The sequence below is a fragment of the Kitasatospora sp. MMS16-BH015 genome (genome assembly GCF_002943525.1).
GTDB lineage: Bacteria > Actinomycetota > Actinomycetes > Streptomycetales > Streptomycetaceae > Kitasatospora.
Map to the genome: position 1 here is coordinate 7,043,310 of NZ_CP025394.1, position 14,726 is coordinate 7,058,035.

The 14,726-nt window shown below is 74.7% G+C and carries 10 protein-coding genes and 1 pseudogene; 4 read left to right on the forward strand and 7 right to left on the reverse strand.

The features are described 5' to 3' along the window. From CFP65_RS29965 to CFP65_RS29975, 3 genes are read left to right on the forward strand one after another with little or no spacing between them, the layout of a single operon-like run. Positions 1-927, forward strand: coding sequence for a carbohydrate ABC transporter permease (locus CFP65_RS29965; RefSeq protein WP_104819115.1), 927 nt, complete (start codon positions 1-3; stop codon positions 925-927). After that, positions 924-1,766 (forward strand): carbohydrate ABC transporter permease, encoded by an 843-nt coding sequence (locus CFP65_RS29970; RefSeq protein ID WP_104819116.1) that lies wholly within the window; start codon positions 924-926, stop codon positions 1,764-1,766. Before CFP65_RS29965 ends, CFP65_RS29970 begins: the two co-directional genes overlap by 4 nt. Beyond that, complete coding sequence (locus CFP65_RS29975) at positions 1,763-3,145, forward strand: GH1 family beta-glucosidase (RefSeq protein ID WP_371682479.1); 1,383 nt, start codon at positions 1,763-1,765, stop codon at positions 3,143-3,145. The genes CFP65_RS29970 and CFP65_RS29975 overlap by 4 nt, the downstream gene beginning before the upstream one ends. A 19-nt stretch (positions 3,146-3,164) precedes the next feature. Here CFP65_RS29975 and CFP65_RS29980 read toward each other — a convergent pair. From CFP65_RS29980 to CFP65_RS30005, 6 genes and pseudogenes are all read right to left on the reverse strand, one after another. Then, positions 3,165-4,168 (reverse strand): annotated as a pseudogene (locus CFP65_RS29980) (IS5 family transposase). Between the two features lie 85 nt (positions 4,169-4,253). Then, entirely contained in the window at positions 4,254-6,215 is a 1,962-nt protein-coding gene (locus tag CFP65_RS29985) for an ABC transporter ATP-binding protein (protein ID WP_104819118.1), read from the reverse strand. A gap of 61 nt (positions 6,216-6,276) precedes the next feature. Next, a complete protein-coding gene (locus tag CFP65_RS29990) occupies positions 6,277-7,977 on the reverse strand; it encodes an ABC transporter ATP-binding protein (RefSeq protein ID WP_104819119.1) in 1,701 nt (566 codons plus the stop codon). Positions 7,978-8,165: 188 nt separating this feature from the next. Then, positions 8,166-8,285 (reverse strand): SapB/AmfS family lanthipeptide, encoded by a 120-nt coding sequence (locus CFP65_RS29995; protein ID WP_104819120.1) that lies wholly within the window; start codon positions 8,283-8,285, stop codon positions 8,166-8,168. A 98-nt stretch (positions 8,286-8,383) separates the two neighbouring features. Continuing rightward, entirely contained in the window at positions 8,384-10,930 is a 2,547-nt protein-coding gene (lanKC, locus tag CFP65_RS30000) for a class III lanthionine synthetase LanKC (RefSeq protein WP_104819121.1), read from the reverse strand. 513 nt (positions 10,931-11,443) lie between these two features. Next, positions 11,444-12,106 carry a response regulator transcription factor gene (locus CFP65_RS30005; protein ID WP_104819122.1) on the reverse strand — a complete coding sequence of 221 codons (663 nt, stop codon included), beginning with the start codon at positions 12,104-12,106 and terminating at the stop codon, positions 11,444-11,446. 285 nt (positions 12,107-12,391) lie between these two features. Here CFP65_RS30005 and CFP65_RS30010 point away from each other — a divergent pair, with 285 nt between their 5' ends. Beyond that, positions 12,392-13,117, forward strand: a complete 726-nt coding sequence (locus tag CFP65_RS30010) for a response regulator transcription factor (RefSeq protein WP_158702429.1) — start codon at positions 12,392-12,394, stop codon at positions 13,115-13,117. Positions 13,118-13,148: 31 nt separating this feature from the next. Here CFP65_RS30010 and CFP65_RS30015 read toward each other — a convergent pair whose 3' ends face one another. After that, a complete protein-coding gene (locus CFP65_RS30015; protein ID WP_104819124.1) occupies positions 13,149-14,378 on the reverse strand; it encodes a DegT/DnrJ/EryC1/StrS aminotransferase family protein in 1,230 nt (409 codons plus the stop codon). Between the last annotated feature and the right edge of the window lie 348 nt (positions 14,379-14,726).

Here is a 14,726-nt window from a genome sequence, read left to right on the forward strand (position 1 = left end):
ATGCGCCTCCCCTCGGCCCGGGCCCGCCGCCGCGCCACCCCGTACCTGCTGCTCCTGCCCGCGCTCCTGCTCGAACTGCTCATCCACCTGCTGCCGATGGTCACCGGCGTGCTGATGAGCCTGCGGCGCCTCACCCAGTTCTTCATCCGCGACTGGACCGCCGCGCCCTGGGCCGGGCTCGCCAACTTCCGTACCGCGGTGGACTTCAACGCACCCGTCGGCAAGGCCCTGCTGCACTCCTTCTGGGTCACCTGCGGCTTCACCCTGCTCTCGGTCGGCCTCTCCTGGCTGATCGGCACGGCGGCCGCGGTGCTCACCCAGGACGCCTTCCGGGGGCGCGGCCTGCTCCGGGCGCTCTTCCTGGTGCCGTACGCGCTGCCGGTCTACGCGGCCGTGATCACCTGGTCGTTCATGTTCCAGCGCGACACCGGCCTGGTGAACCACCTGCTCCACGACCAGCTGCACCTCACCTCCGGGCGCCCGTTCTGGCTGATCGGGGACAACAGCTTCACCGCGCTGCTCACCGTCTCGGTCTGGCGCTCCTGGCCGTTCGCCTTCCTCACCCTGACCGCCGGCCTGCAGAACATCCCGCGCGAGCTGTACGAGGCCGCTGCCCTGGACGGCGCGGGCATCTGGCAGCAGATCCGCAGGATCACCCTGCCCTCGCTCCGGCCGGTCAACCAGGTGCTGGTGCTGGTGCTCTTCCTCTGGACCTTCAACGACTTCACCACCCCGTTCGTGCTGTTCGGCCGCGCCGCCCCGGTGGCGGCCGACCTGATCTCGGTGCACATCTACCAAGCCTCCTTCGTCACCTGGAACTTCGGCGCCGGCTCGGCGATGTCCGTCCTGCTGCTGCTCTTCCTGCTGCTGGTGACGGCGGTCTACCTCTTCGCCACCACGCTGCCCGAGCGGAGGAGCCGCCGATGACCAAGCCGCCCGCCTCCTTCCGCTGGACCCGGCGGATCGTGCTGACCCTGCTCACGGCCTTCGCCCTCACCCCGGTGCTGGTGATGCTCAGCTCCTCGCTGAAGCCGCTGCGCGACGTGCAGGGGCCGTTCCGCTGGATCCCCAGCACCCTCACCGTCCGCCCCTACCTGGACATCTGGCGCACCGTGCCACTCGGCCGCTACCTGGTCAACTCGGCGCTGGTGAGCGCCGGTTCGACCGTGGTCTCGGTGCTGGTCGCGGTGCTCGCGGCCTACGCGGTGAGCCGGTACCGCTTCCGCGGCCGACGGGCCTTCACCGTCACGGTGCTGGCCACCCAGATGTTCCCCGGCATCCTCTTCCTGCTGCCGCTCTTCCTGCTCCTGGTCGACATCGGCAACTCCACCGGCCTGCCGCTCTACGGCAGCCGGGGCGGGCTGGTCCTCACCTACCTGACCTTCTCACTGCCGTTCTCGATCTGGCTGCTGGTCGGCTACTTCGACGGCATCCCAAGGGACTTGGACGAGGCGGCGGCGGTGGACGGCTGCGGCCCGGTGCGCACCCTGCTGCGAGTGGTGGTGCCTGCCGCGATCCCGGGCATCGTCGCGGTGGCCGTGTACGCCTTCATGACCGCCTGGGGCGAGGTGCTCTTCGCCTCGGTGCTCACCAACGACACCACCCGCACCCTCGCGGTCGGTCTCCAGGGCTACGCCACCCAGACCGACGTGTACTGGAACCAGGTGATGGCCGCCTCGCTGGTGGTGAGCGTGCCGGTGGTGGCCGGATTCCTGCTGCTGCAGCGCTACTTGGTCGCCGGGCTGACCACCGGTGCCGTCAAATGACCTCGACCCGCTTTCCCGGAAGGCAAACAGTGGACTTCCTGAGTGACCTCCCCGCCGGCTTCCGCTGGGGTGCCGCGACCGCCGCCTACCAGATCGAGGGCGCCGCCACCGAGGACGGCCGGGCCCCCTCGATCTGGGACACCTTCTCCCACACCCCCGGCAAGGTCGCCGCCGGTGACACCGGGGACGTGGCCTGCGACCACTACCACCGCTGGCCCGAGGACCTCGCCCTGATGGGGCGACTCGGCCTGGACTCCTACCGGTTCTCGATCGCCTGGCCCCGGGTGGTGCCGCAGGCCGACGGCAGGGTCAACCCCGCCGGTCTCGACTTCTACGACCGCCTGGTGGACGGCCTGCTGGCCGCCGGGATCACCCCCTTCCCGACCCTCTACCACTGGGACCTCCCGCAGGCCCAGCAGGACCGCGGCGGCTGGCCCGAACGCTCCACCGCCGAGCGGTTCGGCGAGTACGCCGCCGTGGTGGGCGAGCGCCTCGGCGACCGGGTCACCCACTGGGCCACCCTCAACGAGCCGCTCTGCTCGGCCTGGATCGGCCACCTGGACGGCGCGATGGCCCCCGGCCTCACCGACCTGACCGCCGCCGTCCGCGCCTCCTGCCACCTCCACCTGGCCCACGGCCTGGCCGTTCAGGCCCTGCGCGCCACCGTGCCCGGCGCCCAGCTCGGCATCGTCAACAACCTCAGCACCATCGAGCCGGCCGGCGACAGCGAGGCCGATCTGGCCGCCGCCCGCCGCGCCGACGGCCACGTCAACCGCTGGTGGCTCGACCCGGTGCTCGGCCGGGGCTACCCGGCGGACATGGTCGAACTCTACGGCGTGGAAATCCCGTTGAAGGATGCCGACCTGGCCACCATCGCCGCACCGCTGGACTGGCTCGGCCTGAACTACTACTTCCGCCAGATCGTCACCGACGACCCGACCGGCCCGGCGCCGTACGCCCGCCAAGTGACCGGCCCCGGGCCAGAGTTCACCGCGATGCCCTGGGAGGTGCACGCCCCGGGCCTGGAGCAGCTGCTGCTCCGGCTCACCCACGAGTACGGCGCCCGGCGGATCTACGTGACCGAGAACGGCTCCGCCTACGAGGACACCCCGGCCGCCGACGGCAGCGTGCAGGACCCGGAGCGCACCGCCTACCTGGAGCTGCACCTGGCCGCCTGCGCCCGCGCGGTGGCCCAAGGCGCCCCGCTGGCCGGGTACTTCGCCTGGTCGCTGCTGGACAACTTCGAGTGGGCGTACGGCTACGCCAAGCGGTTCGGCCTGGTGCACGTGGACTACCCGACCCAGCGGCGGACGGTCAAGGCCAGCGGCCACCGGTACGCGGAGCTGATCCGGGCGCACCGGAGCGGCCGATCAGCCTAGGGCACGTATTCGGTTGTGATCACGGGGCGGTTTTGGTGAGGTCTTTGATCCAGATCATCGCGCCGCGGAGGTGGAGGCCGGCGAGGTAGCTGCCGGGGGTCTTGTCGTATCGCGTGGCGATGCCTCGCCAGGCCTTCAGCTTGTTGATCAGGCGCTCGACGGTGTTCCGCTCCCTGTAGAGGTCGGTGTCGTGGCTGACGGGCCGGCCGCCCTTGCTGCCTTTCTTCTTCCGGTTGGCGGCCTGGTCCTTCTTCTCGGGGATGACCGCCTTGATACGGCGACCGCGCAGGTGGGCGCGGTTGGCGCGGGAGGAGTAGGCCTTGTCCCCGGCGACCGCGTCGGGCCGGGTGCGGGGGCGGCCGACGGGCCCGCGGACCCGCACCTTCTCCAGGACGGGGATGAACTGCGGGCTGTCGGCGGCCTGCCCCTCGGTCAGAATGAACGCCAGCGGGCGGCACCTGCGCTCGCCGGCGACGTGGACCTTGCTGGTCTGTCCGCCTCTGGAGCGTCCGAGCAGGGCGGCCTTCAGGCGGAGCCTTCGCCTGCGTCGGACGCGTCGGAGCTCGTCCCGTTCCGGGTCGTGTGCGGTGTCCTGTCCGTCTTGTCCCTGCGGGCCGCCCCTTTTTGCCGGGCCTTCTCCGCCTCCTCGGCGGCCTTCTCCAGGTCGGCGAGCGTGTCGGGGTCAAGGTGCATCCCGGCGGCGTCGTGGTGGGCCCGGATGGTGGTGGAATCCACGCTGACCAGCGAGAGGTCCACCTCGCCCCGTCTGGCGGCTTCCGTGATCGCGCCCTCCAGCAGGGCCTCGAACACCCTGGCGTCCCTCCACTGCCGGAAGCGGTTGTGGACGGTCGACCAGGCGCCGAACTCGCTCGGCATCTCCCGCCACTGGCCGCCCGTCCGAAACCGCCAGATCACGCCCTCGAACTGGCGGCGCAGCCGCTCGGGGTACGGGCCGTACTCGCCGATCGGCAGGTACGGCTCGATGAACTCCCACTCGGCATCGGTCAGTTGCACACGCGTCACACAACACGATCTACCGGATCAGGCACGAGCGCGAGGGCGAAACCCACAAAGTGATCACAACCCGATACGTGCCCTAGGGCTTCTCTTACGGATCACGCCGGGCGTCCGCCGCCGGGGCACGCACCTCGACGGCTTCTCGTCGGTCGCCGATGCTCCGCATGGACTCCCTCCTCGGCACCGCCGATGCACGCACCCCAACGACGCCCGCTGATCCGACGTGATCCGTAAGAGAAGCCCCAGCGGTCCCGGCGTCCACCAGGCGGGCGTAGCCCGGGCAGTCGCGGAGCAGCTGCTCGTGGCTGCCCAGGGCTGGTCCGGTCCGGTCCAGCAGCAGCACCCGGTCGGCCCGCCGGGCGGAGGCGATCCGGTGGGCGATCACCACCAGCGGCCCCGGCCGGGCCCGGAACGCCTCCTCCGCCCGCGCCTCGGCCGCCGGGTCGAGCAGGCTGGTCGCCTCGTCCAGGATCGCCAGCGGGGCGGGGGAGAGGTAGCTGCGCGCCAGGGTGAGGAGTTGGCGCTCGGCCGGGCTGAGCCTCATCGGGTCGAGGTGGCTGGAGAGCCCCTCGGCGAGCAGCTTCTCCAGGCCGAACAGCCGCCCCACCTCGTGCAGTCGGCGGTCGGGTGCGGTGGGGGCGAGCAGGGCGAGGTTGGCGCGCAGCGTCCCCGCGAAGACGTAGGCCTCCTGCGGGATGAGCACCCGGTCGGCGGCCGGGGTGGCGGTGCGGCCGGGGCGGACGACACCGCTCTCGGGCGCGGCCAGCCCGGCCAGCAGATCGGCGAGGGTGGACTTGCCGACCCCGCTGGGGCCCACCACGGCGAGGTGTTCGGACGGGCCGAGGGTGAGGCTGAGCCCGTCGAGCACCGGGTCGGCGCCGGGGGCGTAGCGGAAGGTGACTGCGCGCAGGGCGACCGGGCCGTGGGTGCGTGGCGGCGCCGGGGCCGGTAGGGCCGACTCGGTGGTGGTGGCCAGGCGTTCGGCGGTGACGGCCAGGCGCAGGCCGGAGGCGCCGAGGCCCTGGACCAGCACGTGCAGCGCGGGCTCCAGGCTGACGGTGAGGTAGCCGAGCGCGCCGACCACCTCGCCCGGGGTGAGGCTGTGCTGGCGCACCAGTGCGGGGGCGGTCAGCAGGATCAGGGCGGCGGGCAGGTGGGCGCCGACCGCGACGGTGAGGCGGCGCAGCGCGCCGAAGGCGGCGGCGCGGCGGCGGGCCTCGGTCAGTGCGTCGAGCGCTTCGGCCAGTTCGGCTTCGGCGCGGGTGGTGGCGCCGCAGGCCAGCACGTCCCGGAGGCCGCCGAAGGTGGTGGTGGCCAGGCGGGTGAACTCCTCCTCGGCGGTGAGGACTTCGCGCTGGCGCGCGGTGAGGCGGGGGAGCAGGAGCAGGAAGGCGAGCAGGGCGAGGGCGAGCGGGCCGCCGATCAGAGGGAGCAGGCGGGGGCTGAGGGAGGCGGCGCCGAGCAGGACGAAGACCAGGGTGACGGCGAACTGACGGATGATCAGCAGCTGGCCGGCGAGCGAATCCCGGACGGCCTCCACCTGCCGGGTCAGCCGGGCCACGGCGGCCGGATCGGGCCGGCGGGCCCGGTCGGCGGGCCGGTGCAGCTCGGCGGTGACCACGCGGCGGGTGAGTGCGTGCCGGGCCGGCTCCACCACATCGGCGAGCTGCGGGTAGACCTGACGGGAGCCGTAGGCGGCGACGATGCTCAGCAGGCCGAAGGCCAGCAGCCGGAGGCAGCCGGCGAGCGGGCGGCCGGCGAGGAAGCCCTGGTCGAGCGCCCCGGCGAGCAGCCGGCCGGAGAAGGCGGCCGGGAGGAGCTCGATGACGGTCCAGGCGGCGAGGCGGGTGAGGGGCGCCCGGTGCGGCCGGAGCAGGTCGAGCAGCAGGCGCCGACCGGGGTGGCGGGGGCGTTGGGCGGGCGGGGGACCAAGGACGGGGGCCTTACGGGCGGTGTCCTCGGACGGGCTGTCGAGCGCAGGTGGGCCGTCGAGCGCGGGTGGGCCGGGGGCCGTGGTGCCGGCAGCCGTGGTGCTGGGACGGTGGGGCTTCAATGGGGCTCCGCCGGGGTCGTCGGGTGGTCGGTGAGGAGGGCGTGGCAGGCCGGGGCGGGCTTCACCGGGGCTCCGCCGGGGTCGGGTGGTCGGTGAAGAGGGCGCGGTAGGTGGGGTCGGGCCAGAGGGTCTGGTGGGGGGCCAGGGCGTGGAGGCGGCCGTGGTGGAGCCAGGCGACCAGGTCGGCGGTGGCGGCGGTGGCGGGGCGGCGGGCGATCAGGAGGCGGGTGGGGCCGTGCGGGGTGGCGGTCAGGGCCTCGGTGATCTCGGCCTCGGTGGCGGTGTCGAGGCTGGAGGTGGCGTCGTCCAGGATCAGCAGGCGGCCGCCGTGGGCCAGGGCCCGGGCCAGGCCGAGGCGTTGCTCCTCGCCGCCGGAGAGCGGTGCCCGCGCGACCGGGGTCGCGTACCCCTCGGGCAGGCGGCGGATGAACCCGTCGGCCTGGGCCTGTCGGGCCGCCGAACGGACGGCGGCCGGGCCGGGCCACGGTGGGTCGGTGTAGGCGAGTGCCTCGGCCAGGGAGTGGCCGAGCAGCACCGGGCGGGCGAAGGCGTAGCTGACGGCCCGGCCCAGCTCGCTGCGGCTCAGTTCGGCCAGCGGTACGCCGTCGAGCAGCACCCGCCCGCCGTCCGGTTCGGCCAGGCCGCCGGCCAGGGCGGCGAGGGCGGCCCGGCCCGAGCCCGGCAGCCCGACCAGGGCGACGGAGAGCCCGGCGGGCACGGTGAGCCGGAGGCCGTCCAGCACGGCGGTCCCTTCGCGGTGGACGGTGACCGCCTCGAAGCAGAGCTCGCCGGGCCCGGGCGGCAGGGTGCGGGTGCGGGGCGGCGGCGGGGTGAGGGCGAGCACCTCGGCGGTGCGGGTGGCCCCGGCGCGGGCGCGGGCCAGGCCGAACAGCTGCTGGGTGATGCCGAGCAGGCCGAGCGCGAGGGAGCTGTAGGCCAATGCGGCGAGCAGCTGGCCTGGGGTGGTGCGGCCGGCGGCGACACCGAACCCGGCCGTGGTGAGCACGGCGATCTGGAGCGCGGGCGCGAGCAGGGCGGCCCGCCACTGCACCTGCCGCTGGCTCTGCCAGATCGCCCGGCCGGCCCGGTCGAGGTCGGTCAGCGGGGCCAGCACCCGCTCGGTCTCGGTGGCTTGGAGCTCGGCGGCCTGGATGGTGCGCAGCCCGGCGAGGGCGTCCAGCAGCCGGGCGGTGAGGGCGGCCTGGGCGGTCTGGTACTCGCCGGCGCTGCCGGTCACCCGGCGGACGAAGTGGCGGACCAGGGCGGCGCCGATCGGCGCACCGAGCAGCAGGACCAGGGCCAGCCGCAGGTCGATCAGCGCGAGCGCGATCAACGCGCCGGTGGCGGAGAGGAGTTCGGCGACGGCGTGCACGGCGCCGGAGGGAGCCAGGCCCGCCTCCGGTGCACCGGTGGTCAGCCGGGAGACGAGGTCGCCGACGGGGTACCGGGAGGTGGCGGGCAGGCCGACGGCCAGCACGCGGCCGATCAGCCGCCGGCTGAGCCGGTGGGTGGCCCGGGCGGCGCACCAGGGGTCGGCGTACTGGGCGACGGTGTCGGCGGCGGCGCCGAGGGCGAGCAGTGCGAGGAAGGGCGCGGCGGCCCCCGGTCGGCCGGCCAGGGCGCCGTCCACGGCGTGGGCCAGGGCGGCGGGCAGCAGCAGGCCGGCGACGGTGCTCACGGCGACGGCGAGCCCGAGGAGGGTGGCCGGGCCGAGGTTCTGCCGGAGCAGCGGAGTGAGGACACGGGCGGAGTGAGCTGGCATCCGTTCCCTCGTCTGGGGTCGTCACGGTCGGTCGATCCGTGGCCGGTCGATCCGTGGCTGGTCGGGTGCACGGTCGGTCGGTGCACGGCCGGTCAATCCGTGGCTGGTCGGTTCACGGCCGGTGAGTGCATGGCCGGACGGCCCGGGAGCGGGGTGCTCCCGGGCCGTGCGGGGATCTGACGGAGAGGTCAGAGGCAGAGGATGGTGCTGACGGTGCTCACACCGCAGTTGACCACGCTCAGGGTGCTGGCGTTGGCGGTGGTGTCCTCGACCGGGGTCTCCAGGGACTGCAGCTCCAGGATCTCCATGACAGTTCTCCTCACGGGGGTGACAGAGGTGGTACTCCCGGCGGGATGCCGGGCGCTGGTGGGGGCACCGGTGGGTGCCCGGGGGTGGCGGCCGCCGGTCAGGCGGCATCGCCGGCGGGTGGCAGTGGGTCGGTGAACGGCAGGCCGGGCGTGCCGGCCAGCGCGGCACCGAGGGCCAGCAGGACGCCCGCCGTGCCGGTGGCCAGATCGCTGGAGAGCCGGATCAACTGCTCACCGGGGAAGGCGAGTCCGCCCTTGTGCGGGACGGCGTGCAGGGCCAGGGCCCGTCGGTGGCGGTCGATCACGGCCGCCGGGCGCGGTCGCAGCCGGTCCAGGTGGAGCAGCAGGCCGGCCCGTCCGTTGAACAGGCTGGGCTGCACGACGAATTCGGTCTCGGCGGAGCGTTGCAGGGCCACCGAGTGGCCGGCGAGCGGGGAGTGGGGCCGGTGCCGGAGCAGCTCGCCGAGCACCAGGCCGATCCCGGTGCCGCCCTCGGCGAGGTAGGGCAGGACCCTGGTGCCGTCGGGCACTTGGAGGGTGCCGTCGGGCACGGTGACGCAGCGGTCGAGCTCGGCGGCCAGGGTCTGTTCGGCGCGGTCGAGCAGTTCGGTGCGGCCGGTGGCCTCGAAGGTGCGCAGCAGGGCGAGGGCCTGGCCCGCGCCGCCGAGCAGCAGCCCGAGCGGGGCCTGCTCGGGGGCGGCGAGCTTGTCCTGCCACCGGGTGAGCGCTTCGGCGGCGGCCTCCGCCCGGTCGAGCAACTCCGGTGCCTGTCGGGCGAAGTGGAGCAGGGTGAGCAGGGTGCCGGGCAGCCCGCCCGCGAGGTCGCCGCCCTGGGCCTCCAGTGGGAGGTCGAGCAGCCGGTCGAGCAGCTCCCGGGCCTCCTCGCGCTGGCCGAGCAGATCGAGGGTGTACGCGACGCCGTGGCCGCCGGTGTACAGGCCGGGCCGGGGGGCCCGTCGCCGTTCGGCCTCGATCAGCCAGCGGGCGTGGGCCGGATCGGTGCCGGCGCCGGTGACGTGCAGGGCGTAGAGCACCCCGGCGGCCCCGTACGCGAGCGAGAGGGCGTCCACCTCGAACTGGGCGATGTCGCCGGGGAAGAGCCGGTCGGTGCGGTCGGGGGTGGCGGAGGCCCGGATCGAGGTGGCCAGTGCGGCACGCAGGCCCGGCCAGTCGGGTTCGACCCCGTCCAACCGGCCGAGCAGGAGCCGGTGTTCCTCCTCGGGCAGTGGCGCGGCAGTGGCGGCGGGCTGGACCAGGCCCCGGCGGGTGGTCTCGGCGTAGTCGGGTGGCAGCGGGAAGCGGGCGGCGGCGGCCTCGGTCAACTGCCGGGCCTTGCCGGGGTCGTGGGCGAGCAGCTGCTGGAGCGGGAGGAAGAGCCAGAGCCGGAGGGCGGCCAGCGCCCGCAGGTCCACCTCGCGGCCGGTCAGGCCGGGCACGGCGAAGCCGGCGGCGCCGAGCGCGGGGGCGACGAAGGTGTCGGCCGGGCTGGCCAGTTCGAAGTCGATGAAGGCGATCCGGCCGTCCGGGCGGACCAGCAGGTTGTGCGGGTGGAGGTCGCCGAAGACGAGCCCGCGCTCGTGGATCCGGGCCAGCCCGGCCTCGACCTTGGCCAGCAGCTCCAGTGCCTCGGCGGCGTAGGCGGCGACCTCGGCCTCGGTGCAGTCGGGGTGGACGAGCGGGTAGCGGCCGGCCAGCCAGGCGTTGAGGGTCTCGCCCTCCACGTACTCCTGGGCGATGAACTCGTGCTCCCAGGAAGTGAGTTCGGCGATCAGCCGGGGCACCTCGGGCACGCCGTCCAGGCGTCGGAGCATCTCGGCCTCGTGGTGCAGCCGGGCCACCGCGTCGGTGCCGCGCTGGTCGAGCCCGGCGTACGGCCGGGCCTCCTTGAGCACCAGCCGGGTGTCGGTCTCGGGGTCGCGGGCCAGGTAGATGCCACCCGCGTTGGAGAAGTGCAGCGCCCGCTCCACCCGGTAGGGCAGACCGGTGCCCTTGGCGGTGCGGCGCGACTCCAGGGTCTCGCGCAGGACTTCGGGTACCGGGGCCCAGGCGGGGAGTTCGAAGACGGGCGCCCGGACGTCCGGCACCAGGGTGCCGTCCGGATCGGCGAAGGCCAGCTCGGGCACCCCGCTCGGTGAGCGCAGCCAGCGCTCGACGAAGGCGCCGTACCGCAGGTAGAGCGGGCCCTGCCGCCAGCGCAGGTCGCTGAGCACGTACGGGCCGGGCTCGCCGTCCAGGGCGGTGCCGAGCTCCTCCAGGCAGCGGGTGAGCTGGGCCTCGTCCAGCGGGTAGAGGGTGCAGAACTTGCCGCTGCCGGAGCGGGGCGCGTACTTGGCGTTCTGGAGCTGCAGCACCGGCAGGCCGCGCAGGAACTTGAAGGGCAGCCGCTCCCGCAGGCAGTAGGCGTGCACGGTGGCGAGCACCTGCTCGGCGTTGGCCAGGCCGGCCGAGACGTGGATCTTCCAGCCCTGGTCGGGGAACCGGACCCCGACCGGGTGCAGGCCGGCCCAGGTGCCCCGGTCACGGCGCTCCCAGCCCTCGGGGGCGGGCTCGCCGGTCTCGGTGAACTCCTCCGGGGCTCCCCAGGTGACCGGGGAGTCGTAGTAGTGCGGATCGGCGAAGGAGTACGCCTCGTACCGTGCGTCCAACGGGTACTCCCTGGTCTGAGAGCGGGTCGGATCGGTCAACTATCAAGAAAGCAAAGGAAGTTGATGCTCAGTCAGGTCGGCTGCCCGGCCCGGCGGTTCTTCCTCGCAGAGCATGCTCCGGTCGCTGCGGCGGCGCCAGAGGGACTTCGGGGCAATGGCCGAATATGCCGCCGGTATCCATCCACGGGTGCGCCGGGGCGCTCCCCGCTGCACTCCGTGCCCGGTCGCCTGCGCTCCGTCATGGCGATGGCACCGGCCGGGTGCCGCGGTGTCGGGCCGAACGGCAAGGCGGCGGGCGGTGGGGCTCGGGGTGGTGCGCCGGTGCGCGCCGGTCGGTCGGTCGTGCCCGCCCCATCCGCCCGTTCACCTGCCGGACGTCCCGTGGGCCCCGATGGGACCGGCCGTGACCCGGTCGCAACATGACCGAATCCTGACGGTTACCCGCCGCAACACTCCCGTGGCACGGCGGCAACATCACGGCGGAGTCCGGGCTCGCGGTCCAGGGATCCGGATTCAGGGCTCCGGCAGCGGCGGCGGCCCGACCCGGTTGGCCAGCGCCACGGCCGCGACCGAGGAGTGCACGTCCAGCTTGAGCATCATGTTCTGCACGTGGGTGCGCACGGTGTTGGTGGAGAGAAAGAGCCGCCGCCCGATCTCGGGCCGGCTGAGCCCCGCACAGAGGCAGCCCAGCACCTCGCGCTCGCGCGCGGTCAGCGTGGCCAGCCGTTCGGCGCCCTCGTCCTGGGCCGAGCGCAGCGCCACCAGCTCGTCCACCACGGTGGTCAGCAGCACCGGCGGCAGCCAGGTCTCGCCGCGCAGCACGCCCCGGATCACCACCAGCAGGTGCTGCAGTGCGCTGTCCTTCGGCACCCAGCCCCGGACGCCGGCCCGGACGGCGGCGGTGACCAGCTCCGCATCCCGCGAGCCGTCGCTCAGCACCACCAGCGGCACCGGCAGGTCACGGCCCCAGCTCGGCCCGGCCGCCGTGGGCCCGGCGGTGAGCAGGCCGATGTCGGCCACCACCAGATCCGCCCGCCCGGCGGCGGCCAGCGCCCGGGCCTCGGCCAGCGCGGTGACGGCGTGCGTGGTGAGGCCGACCTGGTGGAGCCCGGTGGCCAGCACCTCGGCCACCGTGCGCCGCCGGTCGGCGACCACCACCCGGACTGCGCCCGACATGTCTCCGAGGCTGCCACGGTGCGGCGCGCCCTGCCACGCCCGGCCGGCCCGCCCACCCCGCTCCGTCCGCCCGGGGTGGCCGGGCTCGGGGCCGTCTGTTTCCCTGGAGGCAAGTGCCGCACCGACCGGCCTCGGCCTGGGGTGCCCGCCCGGCCTGGGCGGCCCCGGCCGCCGCCCGGTGGGCCCCGTCCGCCGCTCGGCGGGCTGCGGCGCGAGGCCGGTGGGCCGCGGTACGGCGCTGGTGCGCTGCGGCGCGGCGCCGGTGGAGCGAAGGGAAGGTCGCAGGTGGTGGAGACGCCGGCCGGGCCGGGACACGGAGCGGGAGCGGGTCGGACGGCCGCCGGGGTCGGAGCCGGGGCCGGCCGCAGCGGGGGCGGCCTCGCGCTGGTGGTGGCGGACGCGGAGCGGCTGCTCGCCGACGCGCTGGCACTGGCGCTCACCGGGCGGGGTTACCGGGTGCGGGCCACGGCGACCACCCGGAACGGGCTGCTGCGGGCGGTGCTCCACCACCGGCCGGACGCCTGCCTGCTGGACCTGCACCTCAGCGACGGCCGGGCGCTGGACGTGATCGAGGCGATCCACCGCGCGGTGCCCACCACCCGGATCCTGGCGCTCTCCCGGGAGGCCGACCCCGGGGTGGTGGAGATCGCGATCGAGGCCGGGGCGGCGGGCTACCTGAGCAAGGACCGGGGCGTCGAGGCGCTGGACCGGGCGCTGCGCCGGATCACCGCCGGGGAGCTGTTCGTCGAGGCCAACCTCACCCTGGAGGCCAGGCAGGGCCGACCCGCCCCCGGCGGGCGCTCGCTGCGCTGGCTGACCCACCGCGAGCTGGAGGTGCTGCGGCGGCTCACCGAGGGCGACGGCACGGTGGAGATCGCCCGGGCCCTGGACATGACCACCAACACCGCCCGCACCCACGTGCAGAACGTGCTCGACAAGCTCGGTGTGCACTCCCGCCTGGAGGCCGTCGCGCTGGCCAACCGGCTCAAGACCGAGCAGCGCAGCAGCTGAGACCGGTCGGTCCGCGCCGGTCCGGACCGTCTCAGGGACGCACCCCCGGTCCGGGGTCGGCTTCGGCTTCCGCGATGACGGCGCAGACCCGGTCGACCTGGGATTCGGTGAGGCCGGGGTGCAGCGGCAGCGAGAGCAGCTCGGGGAAGAGCGCGTCGGCGCCGGGCAGGCCCTCGGGCGGGCGCAGCGCGGCGCGGCGGAGGTACCCGAGCCGGTGCAGCGGGATGAAGTGCACCGAACTGCCGATGCCGTGTTCGGCCAGCCGGGCGACCAGGCGGTTGCGCCGCAGCGGGTACTCGGGGCCGACCCGCAGCACGTAGAGCTGCCAGGAGTGCAGACCTGCGGTGGGCGGGCGGGGCGTGGTCAGGCCGGGGACACCGCTCAGCCGGGCGGTGTAGCGGGCGGCCAGCACGGCGCGGCGGCGCTGCCAGCCGGCCAGGTGGCGCAACTGGGCGCGGCCGATGGCGGCCTGGAGGTCGGTGAGGTTGGCCTTGAGGCCGGGCTCCTCGACGGCGTACTGCCAGGCGCCGCCGGGCTGGTGGCGCCGCCAGTCGTCGGTGGACATCCCGTGCAGCCGGGCCCGCCGGCAGCCGGCGGCCAGGTCGTCGTCCTCGGTGGTGATCATGCCGCCCTCACCGATCGGCAGGGTGGCCCCGGCGGCGAAGCTGAAGCAGGCGGCCCGGCTCAGCGCCCCGACCGGCCGCCCGCCGAGGAAGGTGCCGAGCGCGTGCGCGGCGTCCTCCACCACCCGGTGCGGCGGCAGCCCGGCGGCCTCGCCGAGCTCGCGCAGCGGGGCCGGCGCCCCGGCGTAGTGCAGGGCCATCAGCGCCTCCGGCCGTCCGAAGGCCCGGACGGCCCGGCGCACCGTCGCGGCGGTGGGCATCCCGGTGGCGGGCTCCACGTCCACCAGCAGCGGCCGCAGGCCCGCGTGCAGCACGGCCTGGGCGGCCCCGCAGAAGGTCAGGTCGGGCACCAGCACCAGGCCGCCCGGCGGCAGCCGGAGGTCCCGCAGCACCAGTTCGAGCGCGGCCGTGCCGGAGCTGACCGCCACGGCGTGCCGGGCACCGACCAGCCCGGCGAACTCGCCCTCGAAGAGCTGGGTCTGCGGCCCGCTGGTCACCCAGCCGGACTCCAGGACCACTCGCGCGGCCTCGCGGGCCTCGGCGCAGATCTCGGTGCGGGTGTACGGCACCGACAGGTCGTCAGCCACCGGCAGCCGCACGGTGGTGACGCTGCGCGGTACGGAGGTCGACATGCTCATCGGCACCGTCCTCGGCCTGCCGAGCCCGGGGCGGACTCGTCCTTGCCCCGACGGTAGGCGGGCCGCCGGGCCGGGAGATCCGGTGCGAGGACGAGTTCGGGTACGTCATCTGCGGATCACCCCGCCACCCGGGCCCTCCGGCGGGTTACGTTGCGCTGGGAGGCGCCGCGGACGAGCAGCGAAGCCCGTCACAGGCTGTCCCAAGGCGTCGGCCGGACCGCGAGGTGTGCGTAGGCCGGGCCGCTGGTGACGGATGTCGCGCCCCGCCGCCTCCCGTCGCGCCCGAGGCCGGATCTTGTCGGTGTCCGCCAGGTGCGCGCGGCGGCCGGGTCGGTGCGGGCCGACCCG